This is a genomic window from Streptomyces sp. GC420 (assembly GCF_009916105.1).
In the GTDB taxonomy this organism is placed as follows: domain Bacteria; phylum Actinomycetota; class Actinomycetes; order Streptomycetales; family Streptomycetaceae; genus Streptomyces.
The window spans coordinates 52,268-70,829 of record NZ_JAAAXQ010000001.1 but is presented as its reverse complement, the minus strand read 5'-3'; the positions used below and the strand labels follow the sequence as shown (position 1 = coordinate 70,829).

Genomic DNA, 18,562 nt, shown 5'->3' with positions numbered 1-18,562 from the left:
ACGAAAGCAACTGACCGTACAGGGCTTTGACAGCCCCGAGACCCCCGACGCCCGCCCGGGCGCCGCCGCTCAGCGCGGAGCGGCCACACTCCCGGCGACCGCGGAAGCCCTCGTATAGACGCCGGGGCTGCCCGGCACGCCGCAGCCGCTCCCCCAGGAGACGAGGCCGACCAGCCGGCCGCCTGCCACCAGCGGCCCACCGCTGTCCCCCTGGCACGCGTCCCGGCCACCGGCCGCCTCGCCCGCGCACACCATGGAGTCGGCCTGGTACCGCCCGTAGGGGCCACCCGGGTAGGCCCGCTCGCACGCCTGGTCGTCCAGGACGTGGACCTGCGCCGCGTGGAGTACGGAGGCGTAGTGCCCGGCGCCCGTGGTGTCACCCCAGCCGAAGACCTGGGCGGGAGTACCCGGCCGGTAGGCGGCGTCCCCGCGGCCCGCAACCGGGAGCACGTAACCCGCCGGAAGCGGCTGCGCGAGGGTGATCACCGCATAGTCCCCGGCATTGGTGCCGGCGTCGTAGGCCGGATTCACCCGCACGGAACTCACTGGGGTCTCCACCCCCGTGCCGGTGCGCAGGTTCTCGCGCCCCGCGATCACCCTCAGATCCGGCACGAGTGCGACCGGGGACCCGAGCACCTCGGGTGCCAGACAGTGCGCTGCCGTGAGGACCTTCGTAGGGGCGATCACGGCTCCCCCGCAGAACTGGCCGGACCGCTCGCCACCGAACCGGTCCCGGCTGGCCAGCGCCACCACCCAGGGGTTCTCCGCGATCGGGACGGGCGCTCCCCCGACGACGACGCTGTCGGCGCGCGCCTCGGGCGGTCCGAGCCCGGTCGCGGTGAGCAGAGCTAGCGCTCCGGCGAGCAGTCCTGCGGTGATGGTGCGACGCATGAGGCCTCCTGACACTGAGTTGCGGTGTGCATACCCAGAGTCAGAGGACCGAACATCCCCCGCACGTGCGAATGGCGCCGGCCCGGACCCCCTCGAGGGGTCCGGGCCGGCGCCACGGCCGGGTTCCCGCTCAGTCCAGGTAGTCGCGCAGAACCTGGGAACGGGACGGGTGACGCAGCTTGGACATCGTCTTGGACTCGATCTGGCGGATGCGCTCGCGCGTCACGCCGTAGACCTTGCCGATCTCGTCGAGGGTCTTCGGCTGACCGTCGGTGAGACCGAAGCGCATCGAGACCACACCGGCCTCACGCTCGGAGAGCGTGTCGAGGACGGAGTGCAGCTGCTCCTGCAGAAGGGTGAAGCTGACCGCGTCGGCCGGCACGACGGCCTCGGAGTCCTCGATCAGGTCACCGAACTCGCTGTCGCCGTCCTCGCCCAGCGGGGTGTGCAGCGAGATCGGCTCGCGGCCGTACTTCTGGACCTCGATGACCTTCTCGGGGGTCATGTCGAGTTCCTTGGCCAGCTCCTCCGGGGTGGGCTCACGGCCCAGGTCCTGGAGCATCTGGCGCTGGACACGCGCGAGCTTGTTGATGACCTCGACCATGTGCACCGGGATACGGATGGTGCGCGCCTGGTCGGCCATGGCACGCGTGATCGCCTGCCGGATCCACCACGTGGCGTAGGTCGAGAACTTGTAGCCCTTGGTGTAGTCGAACTTCTCGACCGCCCGGATCAGACCGAGGTTGCCCTCCTGGATGAGGTCCAGGAAGAGCATGCCGCGGCCGGTGTAGCGCTTGGCGAGGGAGACGACCAGTCGGAGGTTGGCCTCCAGCAGGTGGTTCTTCGCACGTCGCCCGTCCTCGGCGATGATCTCCAGCTCACGCTTGAGTTTCGGAGCCAGCTTGTCGGAATTGGCCAGCTTGTCCTCGGCGAACAGGCCCGCCTCGATCCGCTTGGCGAGTTCGACCTCCTGCTCGGCGTTGAGAAGCGGGACCTTGCCGATCTGCTTGAGGTAGTCCTTGACCGGGTCGGCGGTGGCGCCGGCAGCGGCGACCTGCTGGGCAGGGGCGTCGTCCTCGTCCTCGTCGGAGAGCACGAAACCCTGGGCCTCGCCCTCGCCCTCCTCGACGACCTTGCCGGGCGCGACGTCCTCGAGCGCCTCGTCGGTGTCGGCGAGCTCGTCGGACTCCTTCTTGCCGGCCGTCTTCTTGGCGACGGCCTTCTTCGCCACGGTCTTCTTCGCCGTGGCCTTCTTCGCCGTGGCCTTCTTGGCCACGGCCTTCTTGGCGGGAGCGGAGGCGGCTTCCTCGGCCGGGGCCTCCGGCACGTCCGCGGGATCGGCGGCCGGAGCGGCGGCGGTCGCCCGCTTGGCAGCGGTCGGCTTGGCCGCGACGGTCTTGGTGGCGGTGCGCTTCGCCGGGCTCTTTGCTGCGACGCTCTTGCGGGTGCGCTTGGGCGCCTCTGCGGCACTGACCATCAGCGTCACACCCTCCTCGTCGAGGATCTGGTTGAGGCTGCGCAGAACGTTCTTCCACTGGGTTGGCGGAATCTGGTCAGCCTCGAAGGCCCGACGCACGTCGTCGCCGGCGATCTGCCCATCAGCCTTTCCCCGCTCGATGAGCGCCATCACAGACGCGGACTCGGCGATCTCCGGCGGGAGCGTACGGGATGTGCTGGCCGACACGAACAACCTCTCGGAACGATGGAAACGGCTTACGGCCCGGTCCCTGCTGAACCGGTGCCGACGACCGCCGGCTGGGGATGCACCGACGGCGCGGGCTGAACCGGGGAGATCTCTACAGCGCCGCGACCGGCTGCCGTATTCCCTCCTCGGCTGTCACCCTTTAGGTCATCGCGTTGTCTCGAGGAGCGTTACGCCCATTTTTCGTGGCCCCAGTCACACCACGTACCCGGCACATCCGCATGGAAGCGCACAAAAGCACTTCAATCACTCCGCCGGCCCCCGGGGCGGGCCCGGGGAGCGGCAGTGGGGAGCGGGCGGGCGGCCGTACGGCATCGGCACACCAGGAGGGGGCCGCCCGGCGCCGTCCGGCACCCGTCCGGTCCACGGAGACCCGCGCCTCGGCGGCGCCTGCGCTCAGTGCTCGCGCGGTGCCGGAACGACACGCTCCACGTCGGGGTGGACGGTGAGCAGTTGCCGCATGGCGCTCTCCGCCCCGGAGGCGTCACCGGCGGCCAGCCCGTCGACGATCCGGCCGTGCAGGACCAGCGACGACTCTCCCAGCCGGTCGCAGCCCGCGGTGGGCGCTCCGGAGACCTGGAGCGCGGCGGAGACGATCCCGGACAGGTGCTCGAGCATGCGGTTGCCGGCGACCTGGATGAGCAGTGTGTGGAACTCGGTGTCGGCGCGCGACAGCGTGAGCGCGTCGCCCTGGGCCATGGCGTGGCCCATGATCTCGACCATGTCGGACAGGCGCTGCTGGATGTCCTCCCGGCCGTGTCCGGCGGCCAGCCTGGCAGCGAGAGGCTCGATCGTGAGACGGAGCTCGGCCAGCTCACGACGCTGGTCGTCGCGCTGGGGGCCGAAGGCCCGCCACTCGATGATGTCGGGATCGAGCAGATTCCAGTCACTGACCGGGCGAACCCGGGTGCCGACGTTGGGGCGCGCGCTGACCAGGCCCTTGGCCTCGAGAACGCGGAGCGACTCGCGGACGACGGTCCTCGAGACCTCGAACCGCTGGCCGATCTCCTCAGGGACGAGCGGACGGTCGGCGCCCAGGTCTCCGGAGACGATCATCTGGCCGAGCTGCTGAACGAGTTGGCCGTGGAGCCCGCGGCCGCGGCTGCCCGCCGCGCGCCGGCTCACCCGCCCGAGATCGGGGTCCGCGCCGTCCCAGGAGGGCGCGCCCACACGATCGGCCCTGGAGGGCTCGGCGTAGGGGTAGCGGTCGAGTTCGCCCGGTCCCGCGAGGCCGGATTCGGCGGGACGGGCGGTGGTCATCATGGTGTGCGCAAGGGTACTCACGCATCCTTTGTCGGCCTGCTTTCAGCCCCTCTTGAGGTCTTTGGTGAAAAGCACACGAAAGGGTGATCGCCTACATCCTCGCAATTGACGCCTTATCGGAAAGAAGCAGGCTTTTCCTGGGGAGTTGTGGGCAATTCACGTGGCATAGGGTTCGACGTGATAGACGCGGCGCCACGTACGAGGCTCAACGAGCCCTGCTCCTAAGGGCCGTGAACAGGTAACCGCAGAGCAGTGCGGCGAGGGACAACGCCATTGCGCCGCCCACGGGTTGGGCGACGACGCGCAGTGCGGCGAGCAGCCAGCGGTCGGCTCCCTCCGGCCACTGCGCGACAGGGACGGCACGCAGACGTTCCGGAAGGCCGTCCAGGGACGGCGCCACCGGAGCGGAGGCGAATTCCCGCAGGGCGGGCATCACCGCGACCGGGACGGCGAGCACCGCCGCCACACCCGCCAGGGTGGAACGGCACATTCCGGCAGCGAGCAGACCTGACCAGGAGGAGCCGACCAGCAGTGCCCCCCAACTCGCGGCCAGGACCGGCCGGTCCGCCGGAAGCCCGATGGGGTCCAGGCCGTAGACCAGGTGGATGGCGAGTCCGTCGGCGGCCACGGTGAGGGCCGCGAGCAGCAGCGCGACACCGGCGGACACCGCGAGCTTGGCGAGGAGCAGTCCCAGCCGTCTGGGGACGTGGGCACGCCGGTCGGCGAGGACCGGGTGGCGGAACTCCTCGCCGAAGGCCAGGGCCCCCAGCAGCCCGGCACACAAGGCCGCAGGCGGCAGCGGCAGTTCATCGGGCCACGCGGCCAGGAGACGCGGCAACGGGGTGTGCCCGGTCCGGGCTGCGAAGACCGCCAGCAGCACGGACAGCGCGATCGCCAGGCAGGCGGCCACGGGCAGGGTCCGGGCGCTTGTGGCACGCCTCAGTTCGTAGCGCAGCGGGTGCAGCGGCGCCCGGGGCGGGCGTACGCGGATGAGGGGCGGTACGGAGATGCCCGCGGGTGCCTCGGGCGGATGGGAGGAGGTCTGCCGCACGCCCGGAGCGGCCGGTGAGCCGGAGTCCTGAGCGGCCGCGGCGCCGGCCGCCGGGCGCTTGTCGCCTGTGCCGACAGGGGTGCTGGGCGCGCGTTCGGCGTTCGGGGCGGGTCCCGGCGGCGCCTGGCGCGGTCGCGCTGCTGCGGCCGGCGCCGGGGACAGGGATGGGGACTGGGGCAGCGGACCCTCTGGAACGGCCGAGCCGTCGCCGGGCGGGGGGGCGCAGGCCCGTACGCCGGTGTCGCCGGTCTCCTCGACGAGGCGGTGGAGCAGGATTCCGTGCCGGAAGGCGGTCTCACCCACATCGGCGCAGTCGCTGCCGAACACCGAGAGCCGTCCGCCGCCCTCGGTGACGACCTCCACCGAACGGTGCGCGGCGCGGGCCTCCTTGGCGAGCAGCGCGGCGAGCCGGACGGCGTGCGGCGTTCTGACCGCGACGCGGGGGCGCAGCCTGATGCGGGCGAAGTCCGTGACGGCCTGGTCCGCGACGAGGCGTCCCCCGTCGATCGCGACCACCCGGTCGGCGAGGCGGGCGGCCTCCTTGGCGTCGCGGGTGGTGACCAGCACGGTGCCGCCCGCGGCGGCGTGGGCGCGCAGCATCCGGTGGAGCCAGGTGCTCTCGCGCGCGGGGAGACCGTCGGCGGGCTCGTCGAGGAGCAGGGTGTGCGGGTCGCCGACGATGGCCGCGGCGAGTGCGAGTCGGCGGTCCATGCCGCGGGAGAGGCTGTCGAGGCGCTGGTGCCCGGCTTCGGTGAGGCCGACGAGGTCGAGTACTTCACCGGCCCGGGATGCGGCGACTCCCGCGGCGGCACACATCATCCGCAGATGACCGAGCAGGCTGCGGGCCGGGCGCCCCTGGACCTCGCCGAGCACCGCGCCGATCTCGCGGGCGGGATGGGGCATCGTGTGCGGCGGGCGCCCGCGGAACAGGGTCAGGCCGCGTCCGGGCTCGAGTTCGAGCATCAGCCGCAGCGCGGTGCTCTTTCCGGCGCCCGGCGGTCCGAGCAGGACCGTGACTTGGCCGGGCCGGGCCGCGAAGGTGAGGTCGTCGACGGCGGGCGGCAGGTCCTTGCGGGGTGTGCTGGTCAATCCGACGGCCTGGATCATCACTTCTCCGCGGGACGGGCTGTCTGCCCGGGGGACGACCCTCGGGCCCCCGGCCGATGGCGTGCCCTGCGCGCCCTCACGAGGTCACATGCGGCGCAGCCACTCGGAGGTGGGGAGTTACCGCAGCAAGATAACCCGGCATTTCCGGCATTTCTGGGACCTGGGGGCGCAATTGAGCGAGGCGCCTCCCACCGGAACGGCGCCCGATGGTCGGATCGTCAGACTTCCGGACGCAGCATGGGGGGATTGAGCAAGGTCGCTCCTCCCGCCCGGAACAACTGCGCGGGCCTGCCTCCCTGCCGTGTCGTCGTACCGCCCGTGGGTACCAGGAAACCCGGGGTCCCGGTCACCTTGCGATGGAAGTTGCGCGGGTCCAGGGCCACTCCCCACACCGCCTCGTACACCCGGCGCAGTTCCCCGACCGTGAACTCCTGCGGGCAGAAGGCGGTTGCGAGCGACGAGTACTCGATCTTGGACCGGGCCCGCTCGACACCGTCGGCGAGGATCCGGGCATGGTCGAAGGCGAGCAGAGCGGGCTGTTCGTCCTCACGCGCGAGCGCGCCCTCCTGTCCCAGCAGATCCTCGACCGGTGCCCAGCGAGCACCCTGCGCGTCCCCGCCGGCCCGGGGCGCGGGCAGGTCGGGCGAGAGCGCGAGGTGGGCGACGCTGACCACACGCATACGGGGATCCCGGTCGGGGTCGCCGTAGGTGGCCAGCTGCTCCAGGTGGGCACCGCCGGCAGGGGCCGGAGCCGAAGGATCCAGGGCGTGCAGGCCGGTCTCCTCGACCAGCTCCCGCGCCGCGGCGCCTGCCAGGTCCTCGTCGGCCCGCACAAAGCCGCCGGGGAGCGCCCAGCGTCCCTGGAACGGCGGTTCACCACGGCGTACCACCAGTGCGCACAGCGAATGGCGACGCACCGTGAGCACGACCAGATCGACGGTGACGGCGAAGGGCGGGAAGGCCGACGGGTCGTAGGGCATGCCGCGATCATAGTCGTCTGCCTGACGATAAACAGTCCGTTCCCGATCTGCCCCGGCATCGAGCGAGTCGTACGTGAAGTCCCCGTTCACAGCACCAGTTGGAGGCCGCGGGGCGTTCCCGGCCGTGCCTGGGAATCGGCAGATCCGCACGGTGAGCGGGTGGCCGGCGCCCCGCATGCCGTGAACCCCGCGGAGCCGAGGGGGCGCTCCGTGCCGGCGCGAGTGCGACGGTCCCCGCCGGAAACCTCGCGGCCGGATGCAGGTGAGAGCCAGCAGAAGGGGCGCACCAACGGCCGCCGCGACGGCCCTTGCCCGCAGGCGGTGCCGGCCGGGCGCCGGTGTGCCGCCGGAGGTCCGCGGCTCCCCCGCGGACGTCTCGCGGAGCCCGTGGCCGAAGCGCTCCGCGGCATCGCGGGACAGCGGCCGCGCGCTCCGCAGACGTCGCCGGGCGCCCGGGGCCCGAACGGGCGTGTCCGGGGGTGCGTGCGGTTCGCCGTCACGCCTCGCTCCGGCTCTCACGGCGGCCGCCACGCCGCCTGCCGCCCGCCTTCCGTGTGCGGCCCGCCGGGCGGCACACGTCGTCGCGTTCGCCCGCCCCTCCCCTTCTGGGTGCCGCGGGGCCGCCACGGGGCGGTGCCGCGGCCGACCCGGCGTCCCGGGCGGCCGAGCCGGCGCCGGGGAGCGCCGCCGGGGCGGTGGCGGGCTCGCCGGCCGCCGGAACGCCCTGTGGGCCCTGTTCCTCGGCTCCGGCCGGCTCACGCCGCAGGCAGCGCCGTACGGATTCGGGGTCGAGGCCCTCGTTGCAGGCGTGGTGGAGGAGTTGGGCGAAGAGGTAGTCGGGGTCGGTGCTCAGGGCCATGCCGAGGGCGACCCTGGCGGCCACCTCGTCGCCCGTGGACCAGGCGACCCAGCCGGCGAGGGCGAGCGGGGCGGCGGCATGGGTGACGTACGGGCCGACGCAGCGCCTCGCGAGGGCACGCCACAGGCGCAGGGCCGGACCGGCTTCCGGTCCCTCCATCCACTGCGCCGCTCGGTCGCGGGTCTCACGGTCCTGCAACCCCATGACCAGCTCTGCCGCCTCGGTGTCGGAAAGCAGGGCGTCGTCGCGTCCGTCGGCGAGGACCGGGTCGGAGACGGGCACGGCATCACGGAAGCGGTCCAGCAGTCGTGCGGCGAGAGCGATGGTGTCGCGGGAGACGGCCGCCCGGCCCTCGCCGTCGAGGATGCGGGGAACCATGCGGGCGCCCGCCGCGTCCAGGGCGTGTTCCTGCTTGGCCGTGTCTCCGCCGAGGGGAGTCAGCCCCGTCTCCAGCTCCCTCAGTGTCCCGCGCACCTGGATCCCCGCGTAGGTGGCGGCTGCCGCCATCACCGAGGTCCCGGGCGGTGCCATGGGCGAGCCCTCCGCCGGGCAGCAGGCCGTGTTCGAGCAGCAGTAGGACCAGAAGCGGGCGCCGGAGACGCAGAGGGCTTCCAGCACGGGCACGTCGAGCGCTCCGCAGGCCGTTCGGAGCCGCTGGGCCAGGGGACGCAGACGTTCCACGACGTCCCGGCCGGTCTCGCCGGTGCCCGGGTCCCGGCAGAGGAAGGCGATGACTCCGTCGGGCCGTCCGCCACGCTGTTCGGCGCCGGACACCAGGCACTCGGCGACCTGCCGGGCCGCGTCGGCCCACTCGTGCTCGGCGGCGGGGATGCCGAGTCTGAGCCGGCCGCCGAACCGTCCGCGCGGGCCGTGCAGGGCGACGAGCACAAGACTGTCGGTCGGGTGGAAGCCCAGCAGGTACGGGAGGGCGTCGGCGAGTTCCGCGGCGCTGCGCAGGGTGATCGGCGGCTCGGCGGTTCGGTCGGTGGATTCGCTGTGCTTGGTCATGTTCCGACGGTCCCGCGAACCGCGCGATCCCGCTGAGCCTGTGGATAACTTTGTCCACAGGTTCGGAGGCCGTTCGCGCTTTGTCGGTGCCATCGGGTTGCATGGGGGCATGAGCAACACAGACCTCCGGTCATCCGCCGATTCCGTCCTCGCCCGCCTCGTCGGTGACACCACGGGATCCGCCCGGCTGCGCGAGGACCAGTGGCGGGCGATCGAGGCGCTCGTCGCCGAGCGGCGCCGGGCGCTGGTCGTGCAGCGCACCGGCTGGGGCAAGTCCGCGGTCTATTTCGTGGCCACCGCGCTGCTGCGGGAGCGCGGCAGCGGCCCCACCGTGATCATTTCTCCGCTTCTCGCGCTGATGCGCAATCAGGTGGAGGCGGCCGGGCGTGCGGGAATCCGCGCCCGCACGATCAATTCCGCCAACACCGAGGAGTGGGAAACCGTCCAGGCCGAGGTGGCCGCGGGCGAGGTGGATGTCCTGCTGGTCAGCCCCGAGCGGCTGAACAACCCCGATTTCCGTGATGAGGTGCTGCCCAAGCTGGCCTCGGCCACCGGCCTGCTCGTGGTCGACGAGGCCCACTGCATCTCCGACTGGGGTCATGACTTCCGGCCGGACTACCGGCGGTTGCGGACGATGCTGGCCGACCTTCCGCCCGACGTGCCGGTGCTCGCGACGACGGCCACGGCCAACGCCCGCGTCACCGCCGACGTCGCCGAGCAGCTGGGCACCGGCAGCGGCTCGGACGCGTTGGTGCTGCGCGGTCCGCTGGACCGGGAGTCCCTGAGCCTGGGCGCGCTGCGGCTGCCGGACGCGGCCCACCGGCTGGCGTGGCTGGCGGATCACCTGCCCGAGCTGCCGGGTTCCGGGATCGTCTACACCCTGACCGTCGCGGCGGCCGAGGAGGTCACCGCGTATCTGCGGCAGTGCGGACACAGCGTCACCGCGTACACGGGGAAGACGGAGAACGCCGACCGTCAGCAGGCGGAGGAGGACCTGCTCGCCAACCGGGTCAAGGCGCTGGTGGCCACCTCCGCGCTCGGCATGGGCTTCGACAAACCCGACCTGGGTTTCGTCGTGCATCTCGGCTCCCCCTCCTCCCCCATCGCCTACTACCAGCAGGTCGGCCGGGCCGGGCGGGGAGTGGACCATGCCGAGGTGCTCCTGCTGCCCGGCCCCGAGGACGAGGCGATCTGGAAGTACTTCGCCTCGCTGGCGTTCCCGCCCGAGGAACAGGTGCGGCGCACGCTCGACGTGCTGGCGGCGGCGGATCGCCCGTTGTCGCTGCCGGCCCTGGAGCCCTTGGTGGAACTGCGCCGTTCCAGGCTCGAGACCATGCTGAAGGTGCTGGACGTGGACGGCGCGGTGCGCCGGGTGCGCGGCGGCTGGACGGCGACCGGACAGCCGTGGTCCTACGACGCCGAGCGTTACGCCTGGGTGGCTCGGCAGCGCGAGAGCGAGCAACGGGCGATGCGTGAGTATGCGGCGACGAGCGGGTGCCGGATGGAGTTCCTGCGCCGGCAGCTCGACGACGAGGACGCGGCGCCGTGCGGACGGTGCGACAACTGCGCGGGCCCCCGCTTCACCGCCGAGGTCTCGCCGGCGGCGCTGGACGCCGCGCGCGGTGAACTCGGCCGTCCCGGCGTGGAGGTGGAGCCGCGCAAGATGTGGCCCACGGGTCTGGCCGCAGTGGGTGTCGACCTGAAGGGCCGCATCCCGGTCGGTGAACAGGCCGGTCCGGGGCGCGCCTTGGGACGGCTCTCCGACATCGGCTGGGGCAACCGGCTGCGTCCCATGCTGGCGCCGGGCGCACCTGACGGTCCGGTTCCCCACGATGTGGTGAACGCGGTGGTGACGGTGCTCGCAGACTGGGCGAAGGGACCGGGCGGTTGGGCATCCGGCGCATCACCGGCCGACGCCTCCGCCGGGACGGAGGACGGGGCGCGGCCGATCCCGGCGAGGCCGGTCGGAGTGGTGATCCTCGATTCGAGGTCCCGGCCGCGACTGATCCGTTCACTGGGCGAACGGATCGCGGAGATCGGCCGTATGCCCCTGCTGGGCACGGTGGAGTACGCCGAGGACTCGGGAGTCGCGCGGGTACCGCGCAGCAACAGCGCCCAGCGGCTGAAGGCGCTGCACGGAGCCCTGACGGTGCCACCACCGCTGGCGGAGGCCATCGCGGCGACGCCGGGCCCGGTGCTGCTCGTGGACGACTTCACGGACACCGGCTGGACGCTCGCGGTCGCAGCCAGGCTGCTGCGCAGAGCGGGAGCCGAGGCGGTGTTCCCCCTGGTCCTCGCCGTTCAGGGGTGACACGGAGTAACAGTGGGTGATGGGGTTGACGAACATTGACGACAAAGCGCCACATTCCCTCCCCCTCGGTCAATTGCTCGTTGCCGCATGCCGTTACGACCGCAAGAATTGGAATCGCTTCCGCACTGCCCGGGCTCGATGCCTTCGGGCCATGACGCGATGCGCTCCCACAGCCAGCTCATGTCCGCCGCAGGGGCACCCAGAACGTGCAGCTCGCGTGTTCCGCGTAGACGAAGGGAGGACCGTGACCTTCGGATTCGCTCCGTCCGCCGCGCAGTCGGGAGCCGCTTCCGCCAACTCGCCCAACCGTGCGGCCCGGATGCTGGAGCCTGCCGAATGGGCGGCCGCGGGCATCCCCCTGCTGCGCAGTCCGCGCGAGGTGGTCAGCGGTCTGCACTCCCTGCACCTGCCGACGGCCTCGACCGCCGTGGTCGCCGTACTCGACCCCGAGGAACGGCTGAGCGCCAGCGCCTCGTTCCACCGCCGCGCGATACCCGCCGACGGATGGGAGTTCCGCAACGCGCTGCTGGCCCAGCTGCGCCGGGTCATCCCGCACGATCTGCGGCGGCGCGCCCCCGTACGGACGGCGGTGCTCCTCTACTGCCGTGAGGGCGACGGCCGGTGGACGGAGGAGGACGGGGCCTGGATGTGGGGGCTGCGGGATGCCTGCACCCTGCACGGCCTGCGCTGCGGTGCGTACATCACGCTGACTCACGAGGGCTGGCAGGTGCTGGGCGAGGGCCGCAGCGGCCGGCATCCCAACGCGGACACCCCGGTCGCCGCTCCCATGGGAGCACGGCCGCACCCGGACCCGGAGCCGGGGGCCGTCGCGGTCCCGCACCCGGGGCAGCCGCGCAGGCCGCCTCGGATAGCCGCCCCGACGCAGGCCCGGCGGGCGGCGCGCTCCGACGCGTCGGCGCCCGCCGCCAGGGCGGACTCTCCGGTCAGGGCCGTGGCCCCCATCCCGGCTCAGTCCGGCGCCGCGCACGCCTCACGTGTGCCGCAGGTCCCTCGCAGCCCTCAGGCCCCGGTCATCCCACCGATCGACGGCCAGCGGGGCACGCCGCGGACCTCCGGCGGCGCCTTCTGGGCCCTGCCCAGCACGGCGGCCCGCTGAGCAACCCCGGCCGGCGGCGAGCGGTCCGGACGGGAGTCCCGCCCACCGCCCCGCCCCGGACGGACGGTGCCCCAGGCCGTGCCCGCGTGCCTGCCGCAGCGATGGTCCGGTGCGGCGGAGGCCACCGGGCAACGGCGGGCGGAGCCGGGGCTGTTCACGGCACACGGTGCCGCGGACGTGGCGCGGACACAGGCACGGCCCCGCGGGCGCCCGACCGGGCCGCCACGCTGCCGCGCCGTACGGTCCCGGGCACGCCCAAGCGGCCGCCCGGCCCTTGCGGGCCCGAGCGGCTGTGCGGGAGTCCACCGGGCAGACCGCTGCAAGCGGGAGCCCGGCGGGTCTCAGGCGCTCTTGCCGAGCAGGCTGTTGATCCGCTTCGGATCGCCGCAGACGATCAGCAGCGCGCCGGCCTTGCTCAGGGCGACGGGCAGGGCACGGCCGACCTCGCCGTCCGCACCGCCGTTCAGCGCGACCACGACGACCGGCCTGGCGGCGGCACGGCCCGCCACGGCGCTGTCGGCGTAGAAGACGTCGTCGCCCGCGTCGTGCTGCGCCCAGTAGGCCGCCTCGCCGAAGGACAGTTCGTGCGCGGCCCACGGGTGTGGTTCTCCCGTGGTGAGCACCAGGACGTCACCGGGTGCGCGGCCGTTTTCCAGCAGCAGGTCGACCGCCTCCTCGGCGGCGTCCAGCGCGCCGGTGACGGAGGCCGGAATGAGCTGGATCTGGGGCTGCGGGGTGGTGGCCGTGGCCTGCGCAGCGCCCGGACCGGCCGCGGGCTTCACCGGCTCGCGCGGAGCGCGCTGCGCCGGAGCTGCCGGCCTGGCCGGACCGGGACCGGGGCGCCCGGGACGCGGCGCTGCCGCGGGCCGGGGGCCGGGAACGGGACGGGGGGTCGCCGTGGCACGGCCTGCGGCCGGCGTCGCGCGGGGACCCGGGACACTCTCGTGAATCTGAGGCTCCTCGGGGATGAGAGGCATGGGTGGATGTCTACCAAACGTGGCTGCGGCCCGCTGCGGCGGGGTGGTACGTACGTGCGACTTTACGAACTTCAGAACTCGAAGCCGAGTTGGCCCCCGCTTTCCAGATCGTCCGTGACACTCCGGATCTTCTTGAGGTGCCGCCACCGGGGCAGCGCATCGAGATAGGCCCAGGACAGACGGTGGTACGGGGTCGGCCCCTGCTCCTCCAGCGCGGCCTTGTGCACCGGCGAGGGATAGCCCGCATTGGCCGCAAAACCGAAGTCTGCATGTTCGATACCCAGTTCGGCCATCATTTTGTCCCGGTGGACCTTGGCGATGACCGAGGCGGCCGCGACGGCGACGCAGGACTGGTCGCCCTTGACGACCGTGCGGACCTTCCAGGGCGCGCCCAGGTAGTCGTGCTTGCCGTCGAGGATCACGGCGTCGGGCCGGACGGGAAGGCCGTCGAGGGCCCGTACCGCAGCCAGCCGCAGTGCCGCCGTCATCCCGAGCCGGTCGATCTCCTCGTGTGAAGCGTGCCCCAGTGCGTGGGCGGTGACCCAGCCGTTCAGCACCCGGGCCAACTCCTCACGTCGCCTGGGTGTGAGGAGTTTCGAATCGGTGAGCCCCTCAGGGGGCGTGCGCAGTCCCGTGACGGCGGCGCAGACGGTGACCGGGCCTGCCCACGCACCCCGCCCGACCTCGTCGACGCCTGCGACGACCCTGGCTCCGGTGGTGGCCCGGAGGGAGCGTTCGACGCGATGTGTGGGCGGTTCGTACGGCATGGCGCCAGTCAGGTTACGCCGCCCGGACGAGAGGCGACACCCCGCCCCACGCGTCCGCCGGGGCGCGGTGTCGTGCGCCGCGCCTTGCGTCCCGGCGCCCTGGTGACGGCCGGCGCCGGGGCCGGGCCCGGCGGGCGCCGGACGCGGGCCCGGTAAGCGTCAGGGCCGCAGCAGCGGCAGCATCACGCGGTCGATGACATCAGCGATGTCCGCCTCCGGCCATTCGCTGGCGCACATCTTCGCGCGGTACATCATCAGGGCGGGAACGACATCGGCGACCAGGTCGTCGTCCGCGTCGGCGCGAACGTCTCCCCGCTCGATTCCGCGCCGGATGACGTCTCTTATGAGACGGGTCGAGGGCTCCACGACCCGGGCGAGGATCACACCGTGGAACCGCTCGGCGGCCGTCGCGTCGCATTCGTGAATGACAGAGCGAAGAGCGTGGCCGGGGCGTGAGTACATCGCGTCCCGCATCCGGAGACACAGCCGCAGCAGGTCCTCACGGACGCTGCCGCAGTCGGGCGCCGCACCGAGTTCGGGCAGCCCCGCCCGTAGGGCGTCGGCGACGAGATCCTCCTTGGACGGCCAGCGGCGGTAGACGGCGGCCTTGCCGGTCTGCGCGCCGGCGGCGACGCCCTCCATGGTCAGGCCGTTCCAGCCGACCGTGCCGAGCTGCTCGAGCGCGGCGTCGAGGATCGCCCGTTCCAGCACGGAACCGCGGCGGCGCGAGGGCGCCGAGGCGGTGGTCGTGGTGGCCGTCGAGCGCGAACTGGGCATCGTTTTCTCTCCATCGGGCTTCAGTGAACGCTTGCGTTCACTGCTGAGGACTCGCTACCGTCGACGTAGTGAACGGCGACGTTCACTAATCCATTCTGGGGGATTCGCAGTGACAACCTCTCTGGACAAGCCGACCGCACACCGTACGCCGGGCGCCGCCCGCCGGGAGGGGCACCCGGGGGTCGCACTCACCGTCATCGCCGCCTGCCAGCTCATGGTGGTACTCGACGCGACGATTGTGAACATCGCCCTTCCGCACATCCGGGACGCGCTCAGTTTCTCCACCACGGACCTCTCGTGGGTCCTCAGTGCCTACACCCTCACCTTCGGCGGGCTCCTGCTCCTGGGCGGCCGGGCAGGCGACATCCTGGGGCGCCGGCGCGTCTTCATGACCGGCATCCTGCTCTTCACCGCGGCCTCACTGCTCGGTGGCTTCGCCCAGGAGCCCTGGCAACTGCTCGCCGCCCGCGCCCTGCAGGGCGTCGGAGGCGCCATCGCCTCGCCCACCTCACTGGCCCTCATCACCACGATGTTCCCCGAAGGACCGGAACGGAACCGGGCGTTCGGTGTCTTCGCGGCCGTCTCCGCGGGTGGCGGCGCCGTGGGCCTGCTCGCGGGCGGCATGCTCACCGAGTGGCTCGACTGGCGCTGGGTGCTCTTCGTCAACGTGCCGATCGGACTGCTGATCGCGGTCCTCACGCCGGTCTACATCAGCGAGTCGGAACGGCACCCCGGCCGTTTCGACATCCTGGGCGCCCTCACCTCGACGCTCGGCATGGTCGCCCTCGTCTACGGCTTCATCAGGGCGGCGGAGAAGGGCTGGCGGGACGAGCTGACGCTCGCCTCGTTCGGTGGCTCGCTGATACTCCTCCTCGCCTTCACGCTGATCGAGGCCAGGGCACGGGAGCCGATCACCCCGCTGCGGATGTTCGCCGACCGCAACCGTTCCGGCACGTATGTGATCATGCTGAGCCTGGCCGCGGCGATGTTCGGCATGTTCTTCTTCATCGTCCTGTTCGTGCAGGATGTGCTGGGCTACTCACCGATCATGTCCGGCCTCGCCTTCCTGCCGGTCACCGCAGCCATCATGCTCGGCGCCGGTCTCTCCCAGCGGCTGCTGCCGGTGCTGGGCCCGAAGCCGTTCCTGATCATCGGCACGGCGCTGACCGGCACGGGCCTGGCCTGGCAGACGATGGTCACCCCCCACAGCTCGTACGCCGGGGGAGTTCTCGGACCGATGCTGCTGTTCGGCTTCGGCATGGGCCTGAACTTCGTCACGCTGACCCTGACCGCCCTGTCCGGCGTGGCACAGCACGAGGCCGGCGCTGCCTCCGGGCTGCTCAACGCCACCCAGCAGGTGGGCGGATCACTGGGACTGTCCATCCTGGTGACGGCCTTCGGGTCCGCGAGCCGCGAGGAGGGCCAGAAGCAGGTCGGGCAGTTCATGGCCCAGGCATCGGACGAGCAGAGGGCCAAGTTCGCCGAGTCGGGCGAACTGCCGCCGCCCTGGGCCCACGAAGTGCTCACCTCGGGCATATCCAGCGCCTTCTGGGTTGGGGTCGCCATGGTGGGGGTGGCGCTGCTCACCGCGGTGCTGGTCGTCCGGGTCCGCAAGAGCGACCTGGAGGCGCTGAGCGGCACGTCGGGCACGGCCGGATCCGCCGGAGCCTGAGACACCCCGAGGTCCCCGCGCGCAAGCAGCCGCACTCGCCGCGGGCGGGACGTACGGGGAGCCGGTCCCACCTGCCGGTGCCCGGTTCCCCGTACGTCGTTCGCCACGCGTCAGTACGAGCCGTCCAGCATGCGGCTGTCGTAGGCGCCGAGGCGACGGCAGGTGTCGTAGTCGGCGGTCGGCGGCCGCTTCGCCAGCAGGTCCCTGGCCCGCGCCTCTCCCAGGCTCGTCGCGTACCAGGGTTTGTCCGCCTCCTGGCCGAGAGCGTCCGCGATGCCTTCCAGCGCGCAGGAGCGCTGGGGTTCGGGAAGCCTGTCCAGGGCGGGTACGGCGTCGGCGGACAGGTCCCTGAAGTAGCTCAGGTCGATCTTGCGGCTCTCCTCGTAGCGCTGCACGTTCCGCTCCGCGACCACCGCGTCCGGGGACATCAGCCCGAAGGCGAGTACGGCGGCTCCCGCGCTCGCCGCCACGGCGCGCGGCAGCCGGCGCGCCCCGACCGCCCCGAGTGCCCCGGCCGCCATGATCAGCACGATGACGAGCCCGAGCCAGATCTCCATGGCGGCGACGGAGATCCGCAGCCGGGTCAGCCCGTACGCGTCCACGTACAGGTCCATGCGCCGCAGCGCGGACGCCACGACGACGAGCGTCAGTGTGCACAGCGTGCCGAGGACCGACCGGACGAGGGTCCGGTCGGCGGTCCTGCCGCGCGGCGCGCTGCGCAGCGCGAGAGCGATCACCACCAGCGTGAGCAGCGTGGCCCACAGCAGCTGCCAGAAGCCCTGCCGTGCGTACTCCGCGTACGACAGGTCCGTCTCCGCCAGTACCTTCCGGTAGCCGCCGAACAGCACCGCGAGCTGGACCGCGATGAACGCCGCGAAGAGCAGGTCGAGGGCGATCAGTGGCAGCGCCCACTCCGCCCGCCTGCGGGCCTTGCCCGGCCGGATACGGATGCGGTCCCAGCGCATCGGGGCGGCGGCGGTGCGGGCGACCGCCACCGCCGAGATCAGGCCGACGAGGAAGAGGAGTACCCGCCACGGTCCGTCGGCGACGGAGAAATCGGGTGTCAGGCCGCCGAGCAGATCGGCGAAGGCGGCGTCGGCGCTCGCGAAGAGGGCACCGAAGACCAGCAGCAGCACGGTGGCCACCACGACGGTGCGGACGACGGGCCCCCAGCGGTCCCGGGAGCCGTCCGCCCGAGCCCTGATCCCTTGCACGGCCCATCGGATGCCGGGGCCGACCGAAGCGAAGAGCCCGAAGGGGGCGAACAGCACTCCCGGCCAGGTACGACTGCCGTGCAGGGCGAGCGAACCCAGCGCCAGCGCCGAGACCATGGCGAGGAATGTCGGCCAGCCGGCGTCCCGCAGTGTGGGCACCAGCAGAAGCAAGAGCCCGCCGGCCGCCCACGCGACGGTCCACGCGCGAGGCCTGCGGCCGGCGGCGCGCGCCGCGAAGAACGCCGCGAGGGAGGCCGGTACGGCGACAAACAGCAGGTTGAGGCCGATCCCCTCGCCGAGCAGCAGCATGCTCAGCACGGCGGTCGCCAGCACCGACCACAAGGTGGCGGTGCCGATCGTGGCGGTCGGCCGCGCCTTGACCGCCACCACCCACGCGGGCGGCTCGGCCTTCGGCGGGGCCTGCCAGGGCGCGGGCTGCGACCAGGACTGAGCCGAGTGCGTCGCCGCGGGGCGGCGCGTTCCCTGACCGGTGTGCGCGGCCGCGCCGCGCGGGGCGGCACCCGGGGAGGAGGACCGGGAACGGGCGGCGTGACCGGGATGGCCCGGGCGGGCCGGCTGCCGGGTATCCGCCGAACCGCTCCCGGCCGCCGTCGACGCGGCGGACGCCCGCGGCGGCACGGGCTCCCGCGTGGCGCCCGCGGTGCCGGCTGCCCCGCCGGGTTCCCCCGCGCCCGGCGCCGAGCCGGACCCGGAGGGCGTGGCCCCATGCGGCACGGGCCCGGAACCGGAGGACCGGGACCCCTCGACGGCCTCGGGCCCGGACGCCCCGACCGCCATCTCCCCGGACTCGGCGGGCGCTGCTCCTGCGGCCCCCGCTGCCCCTGGGGCGCCGGGCTCGCCGGTCG

At 72.7% G+C, this 18,562-nt stretch carries 13 protein-coding genes and 1 pseudogene; 4 read left to right on the top strand and 10 right to left on the bottom strand.

Features of this window, described 5'->3' with window-relative positions; translation table 11 throughout:
• Positions 1-69: 69 nt before the first annotated feature.
• The 6 genes from GUY61_RS00275 to GUY61_RS00250 all read right to left on the bottom strand — a co-directional run bounded on the left by GUY61_RS00275 (position 70) and on the right by GUY61_RS00250 (position 8,861).
• Positions 70-891: a trypsin-like serine protease gene (locus GUY61_RS00275; protein ID WP_166627958.1), complete on the bottom strand. Its 822-nt coding sequence runs from the start codon at positions 889-891 to the stop codon at positions 70-72.
• A gap of 130 nt (positions 892-1,021) precedes the next feature.
• Complete coding sequence (locus GUY61_RS00270; RefSeq protein ID WP_166627957.1) at positions 1,022-2,575, bottom strand: RNA polymerase sigma factor; 1,554 nt, start codon at positions 2,573-2,575, stop codon at positions 1,022-1,024.
• A 414-nt stretch (positions 2,576-2,989) separates the two neighbouring features.
• A complete protein-coding gene (locus tag GUY61_RS00265; protein ID WP_166627956.1) occupies positions 2,990-3,877 on the bottom strand; it encodes a FadR/GntR family transcriptional regulator in 888 nt (295 codons plus the stop codon).
• Between the two features lie 184 nt (positions 3,878-4,061).
• Complete coding sequence (locus GUY61_RS00260; RefSeq protein WP_166627955.1) at positions 4,062-6,014, bottom strand: ABC transporter ATP-binding protein; 1,953 nt, start codon at positions 6,012-6,014, stop codon at positions 4,062-4,064.
• A gap of 218 nt (positions 6,015-6,232) precedes the next feature.
• Complete coding sequence (locus GUY61_RS00255) at positions 6,233-6,994, bottom strand: NUDIX domain-containing protein (RefSeq protein WP_166627954.1); 762 nt, start codon at positions 6,992-6,994, stop codon at positions 6,233-6,235.
• A gap of 496 nt (positions 6,995-7,490) precedes the next feature.
• A complete protein-coding gene (locus GUY61_RS00250) occupies positions 7,491-8,861 on the bottom strand; it encodes a DUF4192 domain-containing protein (protein WP_166627953.1) in 1,371 nt (456 codons plus the stop codon).
• Positions 8,862-8,970: 109 nt separating this feature from the next.
• Here GUY61_RS00250 and GUY61_RS00245 point away from each other — a divergent pair, with 109 nt between their 5' ends.
• Positions 8,971-11,172, top strand: a complete 2,202-nt coding sequence (locus GUY61_RS00245; RefSeq protein ID WP_166627952.1) for a RecQ family ATP-dependent DNA helicase — start codon at positions 8,971-8,973, stop codon at positions 11,170-11,172.
• A gap of 244 nt (positions 11,173-11,416) precedes the next feature.
• Positions 11,417-12,076 (top strand): annotated as a pseudogene (locus GUY61_RS00240) (hypothetical protein); the annotation flags it as partial.
• 554 nt (positions 12,077-12,630) lie between these two features.
• Here GUY61_RS00240 and GUY61_RS00235 read toward each other — a convergent pair.
• The 3 genes from GUY61_RS00235 to GUY61_RS00225 form a co-directional block, all read right to left on the bottom strand.
• Positions 12,631-13,266 carry a hypothetical protein gene (locus tag GUY61_RS00235; protein ID WP_166627951.1) on the bottom strand — a complete coding sequence of 212 codons (636 nt, stop codon included), beginning with the start codon at positions 13,264-13,266 and terminating at the stop codon, positions 12,631-12,633.
• A 71-nt stretch (positions 13,267-13,337) separates the two neighbouring features.
• Positions 13,338-14,033 carry a ribonuclease HII gene (locus GUY61_RS00230; protein ID WP_166627950.1) on the bottom strand — a complete coding sequence of 232 codons (696 nt, stop codon included), beginning with the start codon at positions 14,031-14,033 and terminating at the stop codon, positions 13,338-13,340.
• A 159-nt stretch (positions 14,034-14,192) separates the two neighbouring features.
• Positions 14,193-14,810, bottom strand: coding sequence for a TetR/AcrR family transcriptional regulator (locus GUY61_RS00225; protein ID WP_166627949.1), 618 nt, complete (start codon positions 14,808-14,810; stop codon positions 14,193-14,195).
• Positions 14,811-14,919: 109 nt separating this feature from the next.
• Here GUY61_RS00225 and GUY61_RS00220 point away from each other — a divergent pair, with 109 nt between their 5' ends.
• Entirely contained in the window at positions 14,920-16,482 is a 1,563-nt protein-coding gene (locus GUY61_RS00220) for an MFS transporter (RefSeq protein ID WP_398953647.1), read from the top strand.
• A gap of 110 nt (positions 16,483-16,592) precedes the next feature.
• Here GUY61_RS00220 and GUY61_RS00215 read toward each other — a convergent pair whose 3' ends face one another.
• Complete coding sequence (locus tag GUY61_RS00215) at positions 16,593-18,029, bottom strand: DUF4153 domain-containing protein (protein ID WP_398953644.1); 1,437 nt, start codon at positions 18,027-18,029, stop codon at positions 16,593-16,595.
• Here GUY61_RS00215 and GUY61_RS39500 point away from each other — a divergent pair.
• Entirely contained in the window at positions 18,004-18,147 is a 144-nt protein-coding gene (locus tag GUY61_RS39500) for a hypothetical protein (RefSeq protein WP_243766046.1), read from the top strand. The genes GUY61_RS00215 and GUY61_RS39500 overlap by 26 nt on opposite strands.
• The last annotated feature ends 415 nt before the right edge of the window (positions 18,148-18,562 follow it).

What these genes read in the sequence shown, in the direction of transcription:
- GUY61_RS00275 (WP_166627958.1), bottom strand. Translation starts at nt 891, where the DNA reads ATGCGTCGCACCATCACCGCAGGACTGCTCGCCGGAGCGCTAGCTCTG.
- GUY61_RS39500 (WP_243766046.1), top strand. Translation starts at nt 18,004, where the DNA reads ATGCTCAGCACGGCGGTCGCCAGCACCGACCACAAGGTGGCGGTGCCG.
- GUY61_RS00235 (WP_166627951.1), bottom strand. Translation starts at nt 13,266, where the DNA reads ATGCCTCTCATCCCCGAGGAGCCTCAGATTCACGAGAGTGTCCCGGGT.
- GUY61_RS00225 (WP_166627949.1), bottom strand. Translation starts at nt 14,810, where the DNA reads ATGCCCAGTTCGCGCTCGACGGCCACCACGACCACCGCCTCGGCGCCC.
- GUY61_RS00250 (WP_166627953.1), bottom strand. Translation starts at nt 8,861, where the DNA reads ATGACCAAGCACAGCGAATCCACCGACCGAACCGCCGAGCCGCCGATC.
- GUY61_RS00245 (WP_166627952.1), top strand. Translation starts at nt 8,971, where the DNA reads ATGAGCAACACAGACCTCCGGTCATCCGCCGATTCCGTCCTCGCCCGC.
- GUY61_RS00255 (WP_166627954.1), bottom strand. Translation starts at nt 6,994, where the DNA reads ATGCCCTACGACCCGTCGGCCTTCCCGCCCTTCGCCGTCACCGTCGAT.
- GUY61_RS00260 (WP_166627955.1), bottom strand. Translation starts at nt 6,014, where the DNA reads ATGATCCAGGCCGTCGGATTGACCAGCACACCCCGCAAGGACCTGCCG.
- GUY61_RS00230 (WP_166627950.1), bottom strand. Translation starts at nt 14,033, where the DNA reads ATGCCGTACGAACCGCCCACACATCGCGTCGAACGCTCCCTCCGGGCC.